Source organism: Arthrobacter sp. ISL-5 (assembly GCF_018613835.1).
In the GTDB taxonomy this organism is placed as follows: domain Bacteria; phylum Actinomycetota; class Actinomycetes; order Actinomycetales; family Micrococcaceae; genus Arthrobacter.
Window position 1 is genome coordinate 1 of sequence record NZ_JAGGPM010000020.1, and the last position, 20,360, is coordinate 20,360.

Genomic DNA, 20,360 nt, shown 5'->3' on the forward strand with positions numbered 1-20,360 from the left:
GGTGAGGGGCCCCCGGCCTTTTTTTGGCTGGCGCCGGAGCGGCGGGGGTCAGCCTGCGGCGGCCAGGAACTTCTTCAGGAGCGGCCCGGACGTTGTGGCGCCGAGGCCGCCGTCCTCCACGAAGACGGCCACGGCCAGATCGCCGTGCACAGCGATGATCCAGGCGTGGGTCTTGGGCGGATTGGCCTTGCCATACTCCGCGGTGCCGGTCTTGGCCCCCACGGGCTCGCCGGGCAGCTCGGCCAGGAAGCCGGCGTGGCCGGACGTCACCACGGCCCGCATCATGTCGGCGAGGGAGGCGGCTTCCGCCTTGGTGATCGGTGTTTCAGCGGCTTTCGCCGGGGCCTCGGCGGTGACGGTCGACGACGGCGACGCACCCTCCGCGGGCTGCGTGCCTGCCGCTCCGCTTGCCGAGGGTGACGCGCCCGGGGCGGCCTCCTGGACCAGCACCGGCGAAACCGGCGAACCCTTCGCGACGGAGCCGGCCATGATGGCTGCGGCCAGCGGGGACATCAGGACCCTGCCCTGCCCGATCATAGCCGCGGCATGGTCGGTGCCTTCGGCCTCGCCCGGGACGGAGCCAAGGAAGGCGTCGGCGCCCAGCTTCGGTGCCTCGACGGCAACACCGAGTGACGTCGCTGCCGACTCCAGCTGTGCCTGCGACACCTTGTCCCGCACCGAGATGAAGGCGGTATTGCAGGAGTGCGCAAACGCGTCACGGAGGGTGACGGAGCCGAGCGAATCGGCGGGATAGCCTTCAGCGTTCTTGAACTTCCGTCCGTCCACGGTGAGGGTGGGCGTGCAATTCACCTTCGAATCGGGGGTGAGCCCGTTGCGCAGCATGGCCAGCGAATCCACCACCTTGAACGTGGAACCCGGTGCGTACTGGCCCAGCATGGCGGTGTTGTAGCCGTTGCTTCCGGGGCCCGATGCCGCGGCCAGCACGGCTCCGGTGGACGGCCGGAGCGCCACGATCGCGGAGGCAGGCTTGATGGCGGCGAGGGTGTCCTCGGCGAGCTGCTGCAGCTTGAGGTCGAGGGTGGTCTTCAAGGGCGTGCCGGGGGTGGCCTCGATCTGGAATACCGTTCGTCGCGGATCAGTCGGTGCGGCCTGGATTTCTTCTTTGGTGAGATCCGCGCGCTGCACCCGGACCACAATGCCGTCCTTGCCCCTGAGCTGGGCGTCGTACTGCTGCTGCAGTCCGCCGGTTCCGGTGACATCGCCGGCGGCCAGGGCGCCGTCGGACTTTTCGATCTGCTCCGCGCTGGCCTCGCCAACGGTGCCGAGCACGGCGCGGGCGAAGCTCCGCGTCGGAGCGAGGGGCAATTTGTCCTGGATGGCCCGGCCGCCCGGAATCGCCTCGATCTGCGTATCAGTGACGGTGCGGCTGCTGGTGTCGCGGAGGGTGATGGCCGGAACGAAGGCCTCTGCCCCGGACGCCTCCACCTGCTGAACGTAGGCGGCCGGATCAATGCCCACCAGCTTGGCAAGCTTGGTGGCGGACTCGGCAGCGTCAGCAGTGCCAAGCTGCGGCTTGTCGATGCCAACGTTGACCACGGGACGGTAGGTGACCAGCTGGGTGTCCTGCGCGCCCAGAATGTCGGCGCGTTGCGGCGACTGCGTGGACTTGCTGAGGATCTCCCCTTCGGCGAGATCGGGCACCAGCATCCCGGGCGACCACACGGTCAGCCATTTGTCTCCCGATTTCCGCAGGTCCGCGGAAACGGTGTACTTCCACTCGCCGGAGGCGATCTTCCAGCTGTAGTTGAGCGGGACCCGGGCCGTGTCGCCGTCGAGCTGCAGCTCTCCTGCCTCTACGGACGGCTTCTCGGGTTCGAGGGCCTTGAAAACCAGCTTCAGCTGGTCGTTCGCGACACTGGAATCGCGGCCGTCGAACGCCACGGGACGGAGGTCCAGCCCGGCCACGGCCGCGGCAAGCTGCTTCGCCGCGGCTTCGGCTCCGCCGCGGCCGTCGTCGCATGCCACCAGGGAGGCGCCGAAAATTAGACCGATAAGGGCAAGTGAAAGTTTTTTAGAGTTCCCCACCGCGCTATTATGCCCCTTTCCCGGGACCCCCGCCGGTCATGACCCGTCCCGGAGCGCGAACGGACACTTAAGCCCCCGCGCCCCGAGCGCGAACGGACACTTAAGCCCCCGTCAGACCCAAGGCAGGCGTGTCCAGCCCGAATATGTCCCTTAGTGCATGTTTCGCCGCGTGGAAGCCGGGCATGCCTGTCACCCCGGGTCCGGGCGGTGTGGACGAGGAACACAAATAGACTCCGCGGGCCGGCGTGCGCCAAGGAACCGGGGACACCACCGGCCGCTGCAGCAGCCCGCGGATGTCCAGCAGGCCGGCGCTGAAATCACCGCCGATGTAGTTCTGGTTGTAGGCGGCCAGCTCCGCCGCCGTGGTCACCTTGTACCGGACCACGACGTCCCGGAATCCGGGCGCGAAGCGTTCCAGCTGGTCCATGACCGCCTGGCCCATATCCACGGTGGAGCCGGCGGGAACATGGCAGTAGCTCCACAGGATATGCCGGCCGCGGGGCGCCCTGGTGGAATCAACCACGGACGGCTGCGACACCAGGACGTACGGCCGCTCGGGGTGCTTCCCCTCGGCCACGTCTGCTTCGGCCCTGGCCATCTCCGCGCGCGTGCCGCCGACATGGACGGTGCCGGCGTCTTCCAGCCCGGTCCCGGACCACGGCACCGGGCCGGACAGGATGAAGTCCACCTTGCACGCGCCGTTGCCGAAGCGGAAGGCCCCCAACGTGCGGAGGTACCCCGCCGACAGCCGGGCTCCGGCGATGCGGGCCAGGGCTGGCGGTGCCACGTCCAGAAGCACGGCCCTGGCGGGTTCCAGCTCCGAGAGCGATGACACCAAGAAATCCGTTTGGATCACGCCCCCGTGGGCCTCGATGTCCGCGACCATGGCAGCGGCAATCGCCGACGACCCGCCCACGGGTATGGGCCAGCCCTGGGCATGGGCCAGCGCATTGAGCAGGAGGCCCGCACCGGCCGAGGCGGGAGAAGGCAGCCGGGACACGGCATGGGCCGCCACGCCGGTGAGCAGGGCCGGTGCCCGGTCTTGCCTAAAACGGAGGTTCCACAGCGGCGACCCCTGCTCCGCCGTTCGGAGGCCCATGATCGCGGCGGCCGCCGGCCGGTTCGGAATCCGCAGCAGCTGATCAGACGTGGTTTCCACGATGCCGTCGATGTGCCGCACGAGCGGAGCCATGAGCCTGCGGTAGGCGCGGCCGTCACGCCCCAGTTCGTCAGCTGTCCGGTCCAGGGACTGGTACGCGAGGGCCGACCGGCCGCGGTCCAGCGGCGAGCCGAACTGGACGGCGGGAATCCTCAGTTCGACCCGGCGCGGCAGTTCGAAGGCCCGGAAAAACGGCGACGCAAGCGCCATGGGATGCACCGCGGAGCAGACGTCATGCCAGTGGCCCTCCTCCATGACCTCGGAGGTCCGGGTTCCGCCGCCAATGTCCGGGGCGGCCTCGTAGACGTGCACCTTCAGCCCCGCCCTGGCCATGAGGACGGCAGCGGCGAGCCCGTTGGGGCCGGAACCGACGACCGCGACGTCAGCCATCGCGGGAGCCCACCCGCCAGGGCACCACGGACGCCGACGGGCGCAACAGATCCACCCGGATCCGGTCAGGGGCATTGTTGAACGGCCCGCCGTGCGGATCGTCCATGGAGTGCCGGCGGATCGGATCGTACCGAGGGTCCCAGATGTCCCAGACAACGCGCACCATCAAATATGCAGTAGCGAGCATATGTGCAGCAACGGCCAGGACGTAGTAGGGCATGTCGATGTTGTGCTGTGAAACGCCACCGCTGGTCACTTGGCCAAGATACATCCAGACCGCGGCCCAGTGCAGCCCCTCGATTCCCTGCCAGATGAGGAAGTCGCGCCACTTCGGCCGCGCCAGCGCCAGCAGGGGAACCAGCCAGAGGACGAACTGCGGGGAGTACACCTTGTTGGTCAGGATGAAGGCCGCGACGATCAGGAAGGCTAGCTGCGCCAATCGTGGCCGCCGGGGGGCCGTCAGGGCCAGGACCGCAATGAGGACACAGGCCACGACGAATACGTTCAGGGCCAGCGTGTTGATGGCCTCGGGTGTCAGGGGAGTCCACCGGACGCGCTCAGCCACCAGGTTGTACGCGAACCAGGGCGAGCTGAACCCGGCCGGGCGGTCCTGGGTGAACTCGAAGAAATACTTCCAGCCGGCGGGGTCCCGTACGGCAACGGGCAGGTTGACGGCCAGCCAGGCAAGGGTGGCAGCCGCCGCCGTGACCACGAAGGCGCGGATTTTCCCGGTGCGCAGGGCCAGCAGAAGGATCGCGCCGAAGACGAGGACGGGGTAGAGCTTCGTGGCCGTGCCCAGGCCGATCAGGATCCCGGCGAGGACCAGCCGCTCCCTTGAAAAGAAGTACATGCCAAGCGCCAGCAGGGCCACGGCCCACATGTCCCAGTTGATCACGCCGGCGAGGACGATTCCTGGCGCGAGGGCCACCATGGCCGCGTCCCAGGGGCGCTTCCGGGTCATCCGCGCCGTGGCCAGAACAGTGACGATCCAGACAGCGGTGATGAGGGTTGCGTTGACGTCGAAGTAGCCGAGGATCCGGGCATCGGTCACGCCTTGGCCCGGGACCAGCAGGGCCGTGATTCCGGCGATGAGCCCCATGAGCACGGGGTACTCAAACAGAGTGCCCGGAGTGACGAACGGGAAGGCTCCATCGCCGATCCCGCGGTTGCGGAACAGTTCCGGAAAATCGGAATAGCACGTGGAGTAGAAGTGGGAGGGCGTCTCCCAGCCGTTGGCCCGGCAGTAATCCTTGATGGCGATCCCCACCAGGGCGGCCAGGACAGTGAGGATGATGAGCACGCGTTCCACCGTGAAGAAACCGGGGGAGACGATCCCAGGAGCCGCACGGTGGCCCATGGGCCCGCCGATCAGTTCGGTGAAGTTCCTGAGGAACCGGTCGCTGCGGCTCGGCACGACGAGGCGCGCCCGCTTTCGATGGGGCGGCGTCTGTGTCTCCTGCATGTGTTTGAGCTTACCGGTGGACGTGTTGGGCACGGCGGACGCGGCGAGAGCCCGCGCGTAGCCGCGCGGGCTCCCTGCTGAGCGTGCTAGACACAGCAATCCATCAGTTCCTCCTTGTTGGACAGGAAATTTGGCGGACGCGGTGTCAGCGCATGCTGCTCATTTGCTGGTGCATCAGCACGTAGACGTCCTCCCGTTTCCGGTCGAGCAGCCGGCTGTTGAACTGCTGCTGCTGGTTCATTCCTGAGTTCCGGCCGGAAAGTACTTCCTGGAGTTTGCGGAGCATGGCGTTCACCTCCTTTCGTTGCGGGCTAGTGGTGCTGCTGGCGGCGCCGGAGACGACGGCGGTACTGCTACTGGGTGTCATGACGGGTCCTTGGTCTTCGGGGTGGAACTTTGTTTCGGGATGGATAGGGAGAGGTTTGGAGATGGACAGGGCCGGCAATTCGGGCATGACAATTAGGGCCATTTGAATTCTTCAAAGAATGGCCGAAAGGAGGCATAGAAATGCCCGGTACAAAGAAAGAGAAATCCGCAAAAAGCGGTAAATGGCCCCGAAGCGGTAGCGCCGCAGATCCCAACAAGAAGCAGGGTTCCGAATTATGGGGTGCTGCGCAACCGCGTGGTTCCGCTACATCAGACCGCCGTGGCCAGAAAATCCCCTAAAGAAGGGGGATCAGTTTCCTGCTAACGCCCCACTGGGGCAGGCACCAGGAGCGCGAGGATCAGGAGCCGGCAAATCCGTGAAGAGGGCGCGGGTCAGCAACGAAGGCCGGGATCGCGGTGATGGTCAACTTCCATCCGCTAGTCAAAGTAATCATTTTCCCAACCTCCTTTTCTGCTCTGCCGTTGCACCAGCTGACTGGCCGGACAACGCGCGCCGTGACCCTGGCAAGCCGCACTGGGATCAGAAATAAAATTACACCAGGAATGGCGATCTTGACTACTTAATTCTCAAACAAATTCGAGAATCACCCGGAAACTATTCCTAGAGGCCCCAGCGGACAATGGCAGGAGTCCGTTTATCCCAGCCGAGCGTGCACACTTTCGCCGTGCCAAGAATGAAGTGCCGGCCCTCTTCCGGAGCGAGTTCGAGCCACCGTGCCGTGAGGATCCTCGAGAAGTGGCCATGGGCCACAATCAGGACATTGTCCAGGCCTGATTCCAGGACCCGGGCCACGATTTTGTCCGCCCGGGCGGCCACGTCAGTCAGCTTCTCGCCGTTCGGAACGCCGTGCGTCCAGATCAGGTAGTCCGGGTTGTCCTTCCGGATCAGGTCCGAGCTGATGCCTTCGTAGTCGCCGTAGTCCCATTCGACAGCCAGCGGTTCGTGGACGGCATCGGGGAAGCCGGCGAGTTCCGCGGTACGGCGTGCGCGGCGCAGCGGTGAGGTCAGCACCAGGTCGAAGTCCACGCTGTCCAGGATCTTGCGCGCCTCAACCGCCTGCTGTTCGCCCTCCACCGTCAGGGGAAGGTCAGTCAGCCCCGTGTACTGGCCGCTCTTGGACCATTCGGTTTCACCGTGCCGCAGTATCCAGAGCTGGGTACGGGCGATGTTGGCGGCGTTCACTTAGGACTCCTCGGTTGGGGAAGGTTCGACGGCGGCGGGAGACTTGGCTGGGTCCGGCGCCGCAGCGCTCGGAGCGGCGGACTCCGGTGCTTCGGGGGCTGATTCGGGCTGCTCGGCCCACCAGGCCAGCAGCCGGGACTCTGCGACGGCCGCGTCCAGCGGGCCGTGCTCCATCCGCTCCTCCAGCAGGTATTTGTACGCCCTTCCCACCACAGGTCCGGGCTTGAGCCTCAGCAGGGCCATGATCTGGGCACCGTTCAGGTCCGGCCGCACAGCCTCCAGGGACTCCTGCTCGCGGAGGGCCTCGATCCGTGACTCGAGATCGTCGTAGGCGAAGGACAGCCGCTCGGCCTTGCGCTGGTTGCGGGTGGTGACGTCCGACCGGGTCAGCCGGTGCAGGCGTCCCAGCAGGGGTCCGGCGTCGGTGATGTAGCGGCGCACGGCGGAGTCGGTCCAGCCCGCCTCGCCGTAGCCGTAGAAGCGCATGTGGAGTTCCACGAGGCGGGCGACGGCCTTGATGGTGTCGTTGTCGAAGCGGAGGGTCTTCATCCGCTTCGCGGTGAGTTTGGCCCCCACCATGTCGTGGTGCCGGAAGCTCACCGCGCCGCCCGGTTCGAAGCGGCGCGTAGCCGGCTTGCCGACGTCGTGCATCAGTGCGGCGAACCGCAGGATGAAATCCGGGCCGGGCACCAGACCGTCTTCGTCCGTCTCAAGGGATGCCGCCTGCTCCAGTACCTGGAGGGAGTGCTGGTACACATCCTTGTGGCGGTGGTGTTCGTCGGATTCGAGGCGGAGCGCGGACACTTCGGGCAGCACGAACTCGGCCAGTCCGGTGTCCACCAGCAGGTCCACACCCACGCGCGGGTGCATGCCGCAGATGAGCTTGACGAGTTCATCGCGCACACGCTCGGAGGAGATGATGCTGATGCGGTCGGCCATCTGGGTCATGGCAACCCTGACGTCGTCATGAACGGCCACGCCCAGCTGGGACGCAAACCGGGCGGCGCGCATCATGCGCAGGGGATCGTCAGAAAAGGACGCCTCGGGGGCGCCGGGGGTGGCCAGCACCGAGGCGTGGAGGTCGCGGACGCCGCCGAAGGGATCGATCAGCTCCATCGACGGCAGCCGCAGCGCCATGGCGTTGATCGTAAAGTCGCGGCGCAGCAGGTCGTCGGTGAGCGAGGACCCGAAGGCCACCACGGGTTTGCGGGACTCCGGATCGTAGGCCTCGGCGCGGTACGTGGTGATCTCGATCTGGAAGCCGGCCTTGCGCATGCCGATCGTTCCGAAGGCGCGCCCAATCTCCCAGAAATTGTCCGCCCACTTCTTAACCAGCGCGACAGTCTGGTCCGGCGTGGCGTCAGTGGTGAAATCAAGGTCCGGGGACGTGCGGCCCAGGAAGAGGTCGCGGACCGGTCCTCCGACGAGCGACAGCTCATGACCGGCATCCACGAACCGCTGCCCGAGCTCCAGGACCACCGGGTCCACCTGGAAGTCGACGGTGTGGAGATCAGTCTTTTGATGTGCGTGCGCCATAGTTACTTAAGCTTGTCAGAAAACCATCCCCAACCACACCAAATGGCGGTCATTGCGGGATGGCGGCGGGAAAGTCCGTCATATGCAGTCCACTTGGAAGTCATGTTCCGGTCATCACCAAGGGGCAAGAGTCGTTAGAGTGGACTTCATGGCCCATCCCGTACCGAGCGCTCCCGGCAGGAGGACGAACCCACCGTTGCCATCGGCAATCGGTGCCCACGTCGCGCCCGCCCCGCACTCGGCGCCGGCCTCCCTTCCCACCGTTGAGGAAATCTCCGCCGGCGGCGTCGTGGTGGACACGTCCGACGGCGAATTGAGGGTCGCGATCATCGCCCGCCTTAATAGGGGCGGACGTCTGGAATGGTGCCTGCCGAAGGGGCATCCGGAGGGCCGGGAAAACAACGAGGAAGCCGCTGTCCGCGAGATCGCCGAGGAGACCGGCATCGACGGCAAGATCCTGGCCCCGCTGGGCAGCATCGACTACTGGTTCACCGTCAGCGGGCACCGGGTGCACAAGACCGTCCACCATTACCTTCTGCAGGCGACGGGCGGCGAGCTCACCATCGAAAACGATCCTGACAAGGAAGCGGTGGATGTTGCCTGGGTTCCCATTCACGAGCTTGCCCGCAAACTCTCCTTTCCCAACGAACGCCGCATCGCGGACCTGGCCCGCGAAGTCCTGCCCGAACACCTCTGAAGGGTCAGAACCCCGTACGGCGACCCCGCGGGTTGCGGCATTATGTGCGCGCGGGTGAGACGATGAAGACGATGTCAGCAGCCAACCCACCTTCCGAGCAGCCCGCGCAGCCAGGCGAAACGCCTCCCGGTGTGGTGCCCTCCGGCGAGGCTGTTTCCGGTGCCGCCCAGCCCGGCGGGGCACAGCCCGGCGAGGCCCGCTCCAGCGCCGTCATGGCCGCCGGCACCCTGGTCTCCCGGATCCTGGGCTTCGGCAAGACCTGGATGCTCGGCGCCGCGCTCGGCCTGGGCTCCACGGTCAATGACACGTTCATCAACGCCAACAACCTGCCAAACCTGATCTTCCTGCTCGTTGCCGGCGGCGTGTTCAACGCTGTGCTGGTCCCGCAGATCATCAAAGCCAGCAGGGCTCCCGACGGGGGAGCGGACTACATCAGCAGGCTGCTCACGCTGGCCGTTCTCGTCCTGTTGGCCCTGACCCTGCTGGTCACCCTGCTGGCCCCCTCGGTCATTGAACTGACCACCCAGGGTTACTCGCCGCAGCAGAAGTCGCTGGCCGTTGCCTTCGCCTTCTGGTGCCTGCCGCAGATTTTCTTCTACGGCCTGTACGCTCTGCTGACCCAGGTCCTCAATGCCAACGGCGCCTTTGGGCCTGCCATGTGGGCGCCCATCTTGAACAACATCGTGGCCATCGCGGGCCTTGGCATGTTCATCTGGATTTTCGGCGCCAACGTGGCAAATCCGCATTCGCTGGACAACTGGGGCGACTCCCAGACGTTCTTTATCGCGGGCTTCTCCACGATCGGAGTGGTCGCCCAGACGGCCATCCTGCTGATCCCCGTGTTCCGGCTGAAGCTGGGACTCCGCCCGCGGTTCGGCTGGCGCGGGGTGGGACTCGGCCACGCCGCAAAGCTGAGCGTCTGGACGCTCCTGACTGCCGCCGTCGGGCAGTTGGCGTTCCTCTATGTCATGCGCATCGCCACCATTCCGGGCACGGAGCGGCTTCGCCTGGAGAAGGCGGGCGACCTCGGCGCCGCCGCCATGCTGCCCGGCAACGCGGTGCTCGAGGTGGCCAGCCAGCTGTACCTGCTGCCGCACTCGATCATCGCGCTCTCCCTGGCCACGGTGCTGTTCAACCGGATGACCCGGGCCTCCCAGGAGGGGAACCGCGACGAACTGCGCGATGCCCTGTCCCAGGGGCTGCGGACCATGGCGGTGGCGACTGTTTTCGGTGCCCTGGCGCTTTTCGCGCTGGCGGGTCCGCTGGGCATGTTCTTCTCCGGCGGCCGTTCCACGGACGGCGTCCTGCTGGCCCAGACCCTCACCATCCTGGCGCTCAGCACGCCGTTCATGAGCGCCAACTTCATGATGTCCCGTGTCTTCTATGCCAATGAGGATGCGCGGACACCGTTCTACATCCAGCTGGTCCTCGCCCTGGTCAATGTTGTGGCGGCCTTCTTCATCCAGTTCCTGCCGTACAACCAGATCATCTTCGCCATCGCCATCCTTTACACCGCAGGCAACATCCTGTCCGTGATCGTGAGCGCGTTCTTCCTGCGCCGGCTCCTGGGGCATCTGGACGGACCGAGGATCGCCAACTCCTACATCCGCATGGGCTACGCCGCCCTCGGTTCTGCCGTGGCCGGCGTGGGCGCCCTGTGGCTGCTGGGCAGCTACAGTCCCGTGGGCTTCGCGTGGAGCAGCCGCCCGGCCGCGCTGGTGACCATCGTCGTCGTCGGCCCCATCATGCTGGCCGCTTATCTGCTCCTGCTGAAGCTGTTCCGAGTCACCGAGCTGCGGGACCTTTTGCGGCCGCTGCTGGGACGCCTCGGCCGCGGCGCTGGCGCCCCGGCGGCAGCGGGTGCGGCGCCTGCTGGTGCGGCTTCCGGAGGCGGCGCCACGGCGTCCGCTGCACGGCGTCCGACGCCGGAGCGCGCCACGGTCTCCGTGGACACCGGTCTGATTCCCAGAATTTCCGGCGAATTCGATTCGGCTTCCTTCCGTGCCGGGCCGGCGCCCCAGCCGGAGCCGGCTCCGGAGCCGAGGCCGGCGTCGGCGTCGGCGAACCATGGCGGGACCGCGGACAAGGCCGCCTCCTACTTGCCGGAAGAGGACGTACCCAGCACGGCCCGCGGAAACGCCCTGCGCGAACAGATCCCGCTCCCCGGACGCCGGACATTCCAGGGAACAGCCGGCCAGAACCCATATTTCAAGCGCGGGCGGAAGAAGAAAAAGTAACCGCAGGGGGATTTGGCCAGCCCTGTCTCCCTCAGCCGTTGCACTGCATCGGCTAGGATCGAAAAAGAACAAGGGTAGTTGCAGGTCAGGGGTCAGCCGGCTTGCTGGAGGTCCCCCACGGCGAGAAATCGCCAGGCCCGCGCAATTCCCGGACAGCCTAGGAGGAACACGTGTCCCACCCGATCGATGTCGGATCAGTACTTGGCGGCCGCTACAAGGTCACGGCCACAGTACTGACCTCACATGACCAGGATCTGGTGCTGGACGGTGTCGACCAGGTCCTGAACCGCCCGGTCAGCATTCTGGTGGCCGGACCGCACAATGCGGATCAGGTAGCCCAGAGCGCCCGTGAAGTGGCCACCGGCGAGCGTCCGGGGAGCGTCCAGATCCTGGACCTTGGCGTGAGCGACGCCACCACCTATCTCATCACCAATCACACTTCCGCTCCCGACCTGCTGGATTTAGTGGTCGCTTCCAACCCGCCCTACGTCGAGCCGTTCTTCACGGACACGCTCGGCAGCGAGATCTTCGGCCAGGCCCGCTCGCATGAACCGGAAACGTACGACGACGACGAAGTAGTCGACGCCGGCTACATCAACTACGGAGACAACCAGCACAGACAGGCTGATCAGTACAGGGCGGCTGCCCCCAGCCCTGCGGCCGGACGTGCCCCGGCGGGCACCGCAGAGCACGGAGCGGGAGCGCAGGCTCCCACTTCACCCGTGCGCAAAGCCCCCGTGGTGCCTCCTCTTCCGCCGGCCCGTCCGTCCGCCAGTCCTTCTGCCGGAGCCGCAGGGGCTGCAGGCGTAGCCGGTGCGGCGGCCGGCGCGGCCTCCGCCGGGCAGGGCCGGCAGCAGTCGGATGCCCCCGAGACCACCGCTCCCCAGCCTGTTCAGCGTGAGAACGTGGAACAGGCACTTCTGCAGCGCGAGACCAATCGCTCCGCGGACCAGGCATCCGGCTCACGCGAAAGCGCCGGTACGGGAGCAGGCCAGGACGCACCCAAGGTGTCGCTGTGGTCCGAGGACGACTACGACTACGCGCCCGAGGACCAGTACGCCGACGACGACGGACCGAACGAAACTGACAGGCGGGCGGGCAATTTCCCCGCTGTGGCCAGGACCAGCACTGTTCCCGCCGCAGGCGGCTATGACTACGACGATGACGACGACGAACCGCAGCGCGAACCCCGATCCATGCGCTGGCTCGTCGGAGGCCTGCTGGCAGCGGTTCTGATCGTTGGACTCATTTTTGCCGTCACCAACCTGGGCAGCCTCTTCAAGACCACGCCGCAACCGGACGCAACGGCTGGGTCAACAGTGCCGCCGTCGTCCGCGACGCAATCCGGGTCACCGACCCAGAGCACTGCTCCGGCAGCAGGACCGCCGGCCATTGAGGGCATCACCCGCCAGGGCAGCTTCGATTTTGCTTCGACCTACGACGCCGATCTCACCAAGACGTTCGACGGCAACGCGGCGAGCTACTGGTCAGACATGGAGTTCGCCACGGAGGACTGGGGCGGCCTGGCTCCTGACGGTGTTCCCCTCGTGGTCAAGCTGAAGAGTCCCGCCAAGGTCTCCTCCATCACGTTGAACCAGCTGGGCGCGTCCGGCGGAAGCATCAGCGTGTTCACGAATGACCGTCCGTCCCTGGACGGCGCCAAGCAGGTAGGCTCCAACAGCTTCACCTCGCCGGATCTCACCATGCCGCTGGCTGAACCCGTCGATGCGCAGTACGTGATCGTGTCCATCAAGACGCTGCCCAGGCTCGCGGCACCCAAGACCCGCTACGGATACGGCCTGCGGCTTGCTGAAATCAAGGTTCAGTAGGCAGGGTTCGGCAGGCACGGTTCGGCAGGCACGGTTCGGTAGGCACGGTTCGGTAGGCACTGTTCAGTAGGCACGGCGTTCCGGGGCGCAGGAGCCCCGGGATCAACGCCAGACTCTGGCCGCCCGGCAGCCCTGTGCGGCGGGCACTCGGCTTCCGCGGTCCGGGGTAACAGGAAGGCCTTGACACTCCCCAAGACGGTAACCTTGGGGAACGTCTTGTGATGGTGTGTGCGTGCGGGCCCTATGCGCCTTCACCGGGTCTCCACCACGTCTGGAATATTCGGCACCGTCAAGCAGTTGTGCCATGTGGCCGGCTGGAAAGCGGGCGCATCGACTAAGGAAGAGGTTCACCGTTCAGTGAGCAACGCAGAAAACAGCGCGTCAGAAGTTCGTGATGTCATCATCGTCGGCTCGGGTCCGGCAGGCTACACCGCCGCCGTGTACACGGCACGCGCCAATCTGAAGCCGCTGCTTCTGGCCGGTTCGGTCACAGCCGGTGGCGAGCTGATGAACACCACGGACGTCGAGAACTATCCCGGATTCCCTGACGGCATCATGGGACCGGACCTGATGGAGAACTTCGAAAAGCAGGCTGCCCGTTTCGGGACGGAAATCCAGTTTGAGGACGTCACGGCCCTGGAGCTCGACGGCGACATCAAGACGGTCACCATCGCCACGGGGGAGACCTTCCGCGCACGCGCCATCATCCTGTCCACCGGATCGGCGTATCGCGAGCTTGGCCTCGCGAACGAGAAGCGCCTTTCGGGCCACGGCGTAAGCTGGTGTGCAACCTGCGACGGTTTCTTTTTCAAGGACCAGGACATCGCCGTCATCGGCGGTGGCGACTCCGCAATGGAGGAGGCGCTGTTCCTCACCAAGTTCGCCAAGTCAGTCACCGTCGTTCACCGGCGCGACACGTTGAAGGCTTCCAAGATCATGGGCGACCGCGCCCAGGCTCACGAGAAGATCAACTTCGTCTGGAACACGGCCGTTGAGGACGTGCTGGGCGGAGACAAGGTCACCGGCGTGAAACTGAAGAACCTGATCGACGGCTCCGAATCCGAACTTGCCGTCACCGGCGTCTTCGTGGCCATCGGAAACGATCCCCGCACCGAGCTGGTCAAGGACACCCTCGAGATGGCCGACGCCGGAACCATTGCGGTGGAGGGCCGCAGCTCCCGGACCAGCGTCAAGGGTGTCTTCGCCGCCGGCGACGTCGTGGACCCGACCTACCGCCAGGCCATCACGGCTTCAGGCTCAGGTTGTGTCGCCGCGATCGACGTCGAACACTACCTCGCTGACCTTCACGCCTGACCGGCGCTGATCACCGTTCGAAGAGAGAGACAAGGGTTATGAGCAACGCAAAAGACGTAACAGACGCAAGCTTCAGCACGGACGTGCTGGCCGCCGACAAGCCGGTAATCGTGGATTTCTGGGCCGAATGGTGCGGACCCTGCCGCAAGCTGGGTCCCATCCTGGATGAGATCTCCGTGGAGTATGGCGAAAAGGTGAACGTCGTCAAGGTCAATGTCGACGACAACCCCGCCATCGCCGCCGAGTACGGCATCACCTCCATTCCTGCCGTGTACCTGTTCCAGGGCGGCGAAGTGAAGAGCACAGTCATCGGCGCCAAGCCGAAGCAGTTCTTCGAAAAGGAATTCGCGGACGTCCTGTCCTAGTAGCGTCCTCCTGTCCTTCGCGAGCGGCAGTCGCCGAACGGCGCTGAGCAGCTGACGCCGAAGGCAGACCAGTGGTCATCACTCCAGGGGAGTGGTGGCCACTTTCGTTTGCATTGGGAACTTGGGCGACGGACTCGGACCAGGCGAGGGAACTCGGACCAGCCGTCGCTTCGTGCAGAGCGGCTAATGGAGGGCGCTTGCTGCCGCCGCAAAACTTGGCTTGGACTGCGGTGGCAGTTCCGCCCGGGAGGTCCTAGCGCTTCAGGCATCCGCCGCGCCGCTTGGTTGCGATGGCCGTGATACAGGAGCAGCGCGCTTGCCGATGCAGTGTCGCTTTTCACAATTGATATCTGTTTCACAAGTTGCTTGAATTCGTCAGACGGACTTCGGGGTGACGGCCGTCTCGTCCATGAGCAGGAGTCGGGCTAGGACGGACGATTGCGACCGTTGCCAGCAACATTTGGCACATGATCGACTGCTCGGGGCTGGCCCGGGGCGCGCGGTTCGTTTCACGTGAAACATTCGGTGCCGATTCCACGCCTTCTCTCGCGTGGGAGGTCAGGCGGCAGAATGCCCAGCCTTCGGAAACCAGGACACGGCGGATAACACCGTCATGGTCCACATCGCTGCGTGGATCGTGTGGATCGATTGGTGCATCTTGCGGCCGAGAACCTGCGCATCATGCAGCCGAGAACCTGCGCTTTGGCCGCCCATAGGCAGCACCCGAAGTTTCGCCGGCATCTTCCGGTGAGAGCTGCTCGTCGTCCGATCTGTGGAACCATGCCTAACGTCCGGTCCGGCCGACTCGCGGAAATCCAATCGCGCGTCCATCCGGGAGCTACCACGCCCTTGCTACGTCTCTGTCCACGACGGGGCACGCTGCTCGTCGCGTGGGGTGTTTCACGTGAAACACGGTGACCGTGGCGACGTATTCATTACCGATTTCTCCACCGAAGTGGCCTCTTTATCGTTTTGGGGGAGCCCCAGCCCACTGAACCCACCCACGCGGCACAGGCTGTGCACACCTCGGCGGCTTCAGCGTCTGCCCAGCGCCCGGGTCCTGAGATTCCAAGCATGAGCGGACGCCCTGTTTGCACAGGAAGACAGGTCAAGCGCCAGATCGCGGGAAAGGGAACGAACCGGCGAGTGGACGAAGCCGGCAGGAGGAAGAATCGGCGCGGCCCGAAACAAGCGAGGAGTGGACACTTACATGAGTGAGTCTCGGCAGCGCAATGCGGCACTATGTGGCAAGCCCCGCGCCACACGGCAGCCAGCATGTCTCGACTGTCGCGTTCCGTGGTCGATCAACGCCTCTGATTCAACCCGCTTCTTATTCAGTCATTACTTCCCCATCCCACCGCTCCTCCATCTGTCGACCGACTTCTGGGCATTGACGCCCCGAACCGCTCAACCACGACGGCGCCTTGGACCTATTCAATCTCCGCAGATTTCACAGATTCCAACCCAGAGCGGCAGAGGACTATGCGGGGGATAGGCTATCCCAGGCACATAGAGGGAGCGATCGACCTTGAGGTGGTTGGCTGGGCACGAGTTCGCCGCCGACTCCGAACGCCAGAAGGTCAAGAACCCGACGGAATAACCTTTCGGTCCGCGCTCAGACGCGGAAGTGCGCGCGAACCTGGGCACGTACGTCCATGGGTCTTCGTGGCGAATCGATCTACCGCCGCTTCGCACGCACCACGTGCAATGCGGAACTCGCGCCTTTGAGACGTCACGGTGTCCAGCGTGCCGTCGATGGTGCCCCCACCAAGAGATCCCTCTCAAGTGCATCGCACCAGCACAAGACATCACACTCAAGGACATCTCACCAGCACTAGTCACTCAGACCGAGGGGCGTACATCACCAGAGAACGTGTCCGGTGGAACGTCCGGATTCGCCTAGGGAGCTGTACGAAGCTGCACCACGGACAATTCGACCACGCATCGAGCTATCCGAGCCAGTGACGACAGGCGCGAGGCTGAGATCACGTGCCGTCTGCCCATAGGGTTCAGACCGTTTCACGTGAAACAGGATCCGGGACGTTTCACGTGAAACAGGACCGGACCCATAGGCATGAGCGGGAACGCAGACTGCGCCCTGTTGCTCGATCCGCCCACGTGAAACAGCTCCTGCCCTGCGGATGCCCCTGGGCCGCAGTGGCCCGGTGGTCTTCCAAAGCTGTCTAAGCGGAACGGGAATCTCTGCCGTCCCGCTTGGACTACACCACCGTCCGACACTAACGAGACATGGTGATCCGAGAACACCTCGTCCGAGACAGTCCATCATCGTCCCCATGACGGACGATCACCTGACTGCGGCGCGGAGATACGATACAAAGGGCTGAGCGTTGGTGGCTCAGCGCAACAGGTCACCCACGACTTCGGTCCTGCCAGTGGCCTCGACTACGAACCTCAGCCGCCTGGAGCACCTGGCGTCCACTCCTGAAGAGCCGGCCGTGCGTCCTAGCCGACGGTACTCGCTGACGCGGATATTGCTCCGCCCCTTTGCAGCCATACGCCCTCCCGCAGTGGCTGGCGGCGACACCCAGACCGTGAGCCACGCTAGTCAGACGGTGCATCGCCATATCCCAACCACGCGTCCCGGGCCTCATCGCATCTCAGCGACGTGCCTTAACGCCAGCGGCCACGAGAGCGACAGTCAGCCATCTCCACACCCGGAACCCCCTGTGCCAAACGTCCTGCCGGCACAAGTGTCGCCCTATGGAAGCACAGCAATAAGGCTGCTTGCTATTTCGGCCGATCCGCACGCGGGGAACCCAGGACTGAGTGGGGTCAGCTCCTGTATCAGCAGTTCCTTCCCCGGCTGAGCACTGCCCCTCCCACGACCCCGGTCGACCGGCGCTGAAAATTCTTGCGTGCGAGACTGGCGAGATGTCGATGATCTGGATGATCGGTTCCGGGGCTCGTGGCCCCCGCTTCCCGTCGCGCCCTCTCCGCTCTCTGCCCACATCCCCGCGGTAGATACGCCTCCCTTGGCTCCACGTGGACGGGCCGCCCGTCGGCATCATGGTGGGTAGCGGCTCTGCGGCAGCTCCCAAGTCTTCGGTGGCATTGGGTCCCCTCATTGGGCGCTGCCATTCTTCAGTGAAGTGCGGACCTTACACAAGCGACAGGGCTTTGGAGTTCCACGGCACTTCCTTCGCGCAGCGAGCCACCTCCATCTTAAGATCCATTCCTCAGATGACATCTCGGTCCGACGCGTGGTCTCGCTCGGCCGTTTTCACTCCAGCCAGGGGCACAGCGATCAACGCCATGTGCACGCCCGCGATGAGTGTCGAACCGACCCGGGTTGCCACCTCGGACCCCGTCCATGGGAGGTGGATTTACAAGGTCGGGTTCGTAGTCCCCGGAGTCTGCCGCCACAGAGCGGCTGCCAATGCGCTGGTAATCTGCTTCGCCGTGGATGCATTCCGCTCGGGTGCATTCAGATAGCCGGCCATTCCAGGGGGAATTCCCGACTAGCAAAAGTGAGTTTGGCAGCGATCGACCCGAAACTTTTTGACTGGACCACTCACCGCGGCGAACTTTCCCACAGCCTGGACATGACATTATTCACAGTCTTATCCACAGTTGAATCCACAGGGTTTTCCACAGGCCTCTACGCTGTGATTTGTGACACTCCGGGCTCGACGCCGAAACCTCGCGGCGCGTCGGAGTGGTCTGCCCAGGCGCCTGCCCACGGGGTGAAGCCACGACCGCTCGTGGCTTCGGATCAGGACCATCGCCCACCCGCCGAAAATAAACTGATTCAGCTTAATCTTGGCCTGCCGCCGCCGCTATTTCGCCGGTCTACACATCGGGCCGTCCTTAGACTGATTGTTTCACGTGAAACGAGACGACAAGGCGGAGGAGCGCCGGCGTGCCACAGCTGTGCACTGCGTATTCCTGCCTGATGAATCGGCAGTCCCGGTGACACGCACGGGACCAATTACCCACAGAGTTATCCACAGGTTTATCCACTGTGATATCCACCGCATTATCCACCGGCACTCATGCCCATTGGGACCCGTTCGACTCACACCAGCAGCTCTCTGCCAGGTCCGTCCCTAGACCGTCCTCGCCAACTACGAACGACGTACTCACGCCAGAGTTAGAGATTCGACTCTTCGGCATCGACACGCACCTCGTCTACAGGTGAGTCGACAGGCATCATCTTCTATGGGCGGAGAACAGAAGTTCCCACTGGGATGGCGGATTCTGAGTACCCTACGTGCGCTGGTCAGGACATCGAATGGACCTGTGCCGAGGGCATCAACAGATCACACTGTGAATTTCAAGTTCAAGTTACTGCCGCAAAGCACTGCGAACCGAAGTCGGGGGAGCGCCCACAGCGCCACGTAACGCCCAGCTCGCTGCGCGACGCGGTCGGACTATGTTCGCGCTTGGCTCCCTCGTCCCGTGTCTGACCCGGCCCTGGACGGCCACGGTCCGTCGGCAGGGAACAGTCGATACAGGACAGTCGGCACAGACGTTTCACGTGAAACGTTGACGACAAGGTCCCACAAAGGGCGGGTCACGCGGGAACATATCCACCGTGAAATTGACGGACAATCTACGAGCGCAGTCAAGGAGCGCTGTGCAGCGCTGCCAAAGTGAGCAGTGTCCCAAGCAGCCAAAGGCCTAAGGGTCATGCCGGCCCCGGTGAGCCGCGTCTTCCCCTCAGCAGCTGACATGGAGCCCGGAGACATGAGCGCCGACGTCTCTGCGTCTTGCACCGAGATATCTTGGTGATGACAGCGCCAGAGCGATGGGGGACCGTCCGGCGCTCAGTCCGCAGGAACTCATCAGGAGACCGCTGAATCCGGCGCGCCCGCCCATTGGCAGGCCCACAACTCTGAAGCTATCCAGCGCCAAAAACCGACACGAGAGCCAAAGAACTGCCACCAGGAACACCTTCAGGATCATCCAGGGCCACCGTCTCCGAGTCGAGTACGAGCACGTCCATCCACGAAAAGCTCATAGCTTGCTACCCGCGTTCCTCGTTCAACGGTGGACTTCACAAGTCAGACCCTCCGCCGACCGCCGCCGCACCGACTTCTCGGATAGCACCCTCGGAGTGGCAGTATGCCCGGCCGGCCATACCGGGCCGGTACACCGGAGTGGCGATGTCGTTCCAAGGAGGATCAGGAATCACAACAGTGTCGTAGGTCCCGCAGGTTCGTAGGTCCCAAGATTTCGTAGGTCCCAACCCTTGGCAGATCCCAGGACTTGGCAGGTCCAGAGAGCGGCTCGGAAGAGCACCGTGGCTGAACCTCCCGCCAGCGGGTCGTCGCCGCCGGAAGTGGACTGCGCCGCCCACCGCACCGACTGGACCACTCAGTCATTTGCCTGACTATAGTTCGCTAACAAGGGAGAACAGCTGCAGCGCCCCCCGACCCCGCAATTTGGTGGCGAGATTCCCGTGCAGCTGACTGCGCTACGCATTTACCTTTGTGGGTACCGACTTCAACGCATTCGGGGCCGACGCCACACCGACCTATATATGGGACGTAGATGCACCTTTGCAGCACAGTCCCAACTAAACCGTCTACGTCCCGCGAGCCCGCCGACCAAGAATCGAGCCAACCAAAAGCCGGGCCCTCGACATTGCTTCAGACGGTCCGTTTCACGTGAAACGTACTGGGGGAGCCGTGTGGATACTTCAGGCTGGCTCGTTACTGTGCAGTCCTCCTGCGCTGCAACGACACCGCCGATGGTGGCCTGCATTACATCCGAGCTGTGCCCATCCATCCGG

11 protein-coding genes are annotated in these 20,360 nt (G+C 64.5%); 5 read left to right on the top strand and 6 right to left on the bottom strand.

Annotated features, from left to right (window positions below):
* Positions 1-48: 48 nt before the first annotated feature.
* From J7I89_RS11140 to J7I89_RS11165, 6 genes are all read right to left on the bottom strand, one after another.
* On the bottom strand, positions 49-2,046 hold the full coding sequence (locus J7I89_RS11140; RefSeq protein ID WP_214970030.1) for a penicillin-binding transpeptidase domain-containing protein: 1,998 nt from the start codon (positions 2,044-2,046) through the stop codon (positions 49-51).
* Positions 2,047-2,146: 100 nt separating this feature from the next.
* The gene (locus J7I89_RS11145; protein ID WP_214970034.1) at positions 2,147-3,595 is read right to left on the bottom strand and encodes an NAD(P)/FAD-dependent oxidoreductase; all 1,449 of its coding nucleotides are present in this window, start codon (positions 3,593-3,595) and stop codon (positions 2,147-2,149) included.
* The gene (locus tag J7I89_RS11150) at positions 3,588-5,057 is read right to left on the bottom strand and encodes a glycosyltransferase family 87 protein (protein ID WP_214970036.1); all 1,470 of its coding nucleotides are present in this window, start codon (positions 5,055-5,057) and stop codon (positions 3,588-3,590) included. Before J7I89_RS11150 ends, J7I89_RS11145 begins: the two co-directional genes overlap by 8 nt.
* Positions 5,058-5,202: 145 nt before the next feature.
* Entirely contained in the window at positions 5,203-5,424 is a 222-nt protein-coding gene (locus tag J7I89_RS11155; RefSeq protein WP_214970038.1) for a hypothetical protein, read from the bottom strand.
* Between the two features lie 621 nt (positions 5,425-6,045).
* Positions 6,046-6,627, bottom strand: a complete 582-nt coding sequence (locus tag J7I89_RS11160) for a histidine phosphatase family protein (RefSeq protein WP_214970040.1) — start codon at positions 6,625-6,627, stop codon at positions 6,046-6,048.
* The gene (locus tag J7I89_RS11165; protein ID WP_214970042.1) at positions 6,628-8,163 is read right to left on the bottom strand and encodes a CCA tRNA nucleotidyltransferase; all 1,536 of its coding nucleotides are present in this window, start codon (positions 8,161-8,163) and stop codon (positions 6,628-6,630) included. It lies immediately after the preceding gene.
* 148 nt (positions 8,164-8,311) lie between these two features.
* On the opposite strand from J7I89_RS11165, the gene J7I89_RS11170 reads away from it, so the two are divergent.
* From J7I89_RS11170 to trxA, 5 genes are all read left to right on the top strand, one after another.
* On the top strand, positions 8,312-8,860 hold the full coding sequence (locus tag J7I89_RS11170; RefSeq protein WP_251045179.1) for an NUDIX hydrolase: 549 nt from the start codon (positions 8,312-8,314) through the stop codon (positions 8,858-8,860).
* Positions 8,861-8,931: 71 nt separating this feature from the next.
* Positions 8,932-11,097, top strand: coding sequence for a murein biosynthesis integral membrane protein MurJ (gene murJ, locus J7I89_RS11175; RefSeq protein WP_214970044.1), 2,166 nt, complete (start codon positions 8,932-8,934; stop codon positions 11,095-11,097).
* A gap of 170 nt (positions 11,098-11,267) precedes the next feature.
* Positions 11,268-12,926 (top strand): ABC transporter substrate-binding protein, encoded by a 1,659-nt coding sequence (locus tag J7I89_RS11180; RefSeq protein WP_214970046.1) that lies wholly within the window; start codon positions 11,268-11,270, stop codon positions 12,924-12,926.
* 357 nt (positions 12,927-13,283) lie between these two features.
* The gene (gene trxB / locus J7I89_RS11185) at positions 13,284-14,240 is read left to right on the top strand and encodes a thioredoxin-disulfide reductase (RefSeq protein WP_214970049.1); all 957 of its coding nucleotides are present in this window, start codon (positions 13,284-13,286) and stop codon (positions 14,238-14,240) included.
* 38 nt (positions 14,241-14,278) lie between these two features.
* Positions 14,279-14,605, top strand: a complete 327-nt coding sequence (trxA, locus tag J7I89_RS11190) for a thioredoxin (RefSeq protein ID WP_003800194.1) — start codon at positions 14,279-14,281, stop codon at positions 14,603-14,605.
* The last annotated feature ends 5,755 nt before the right edge of the window (positions 14,606-20,360 follow it).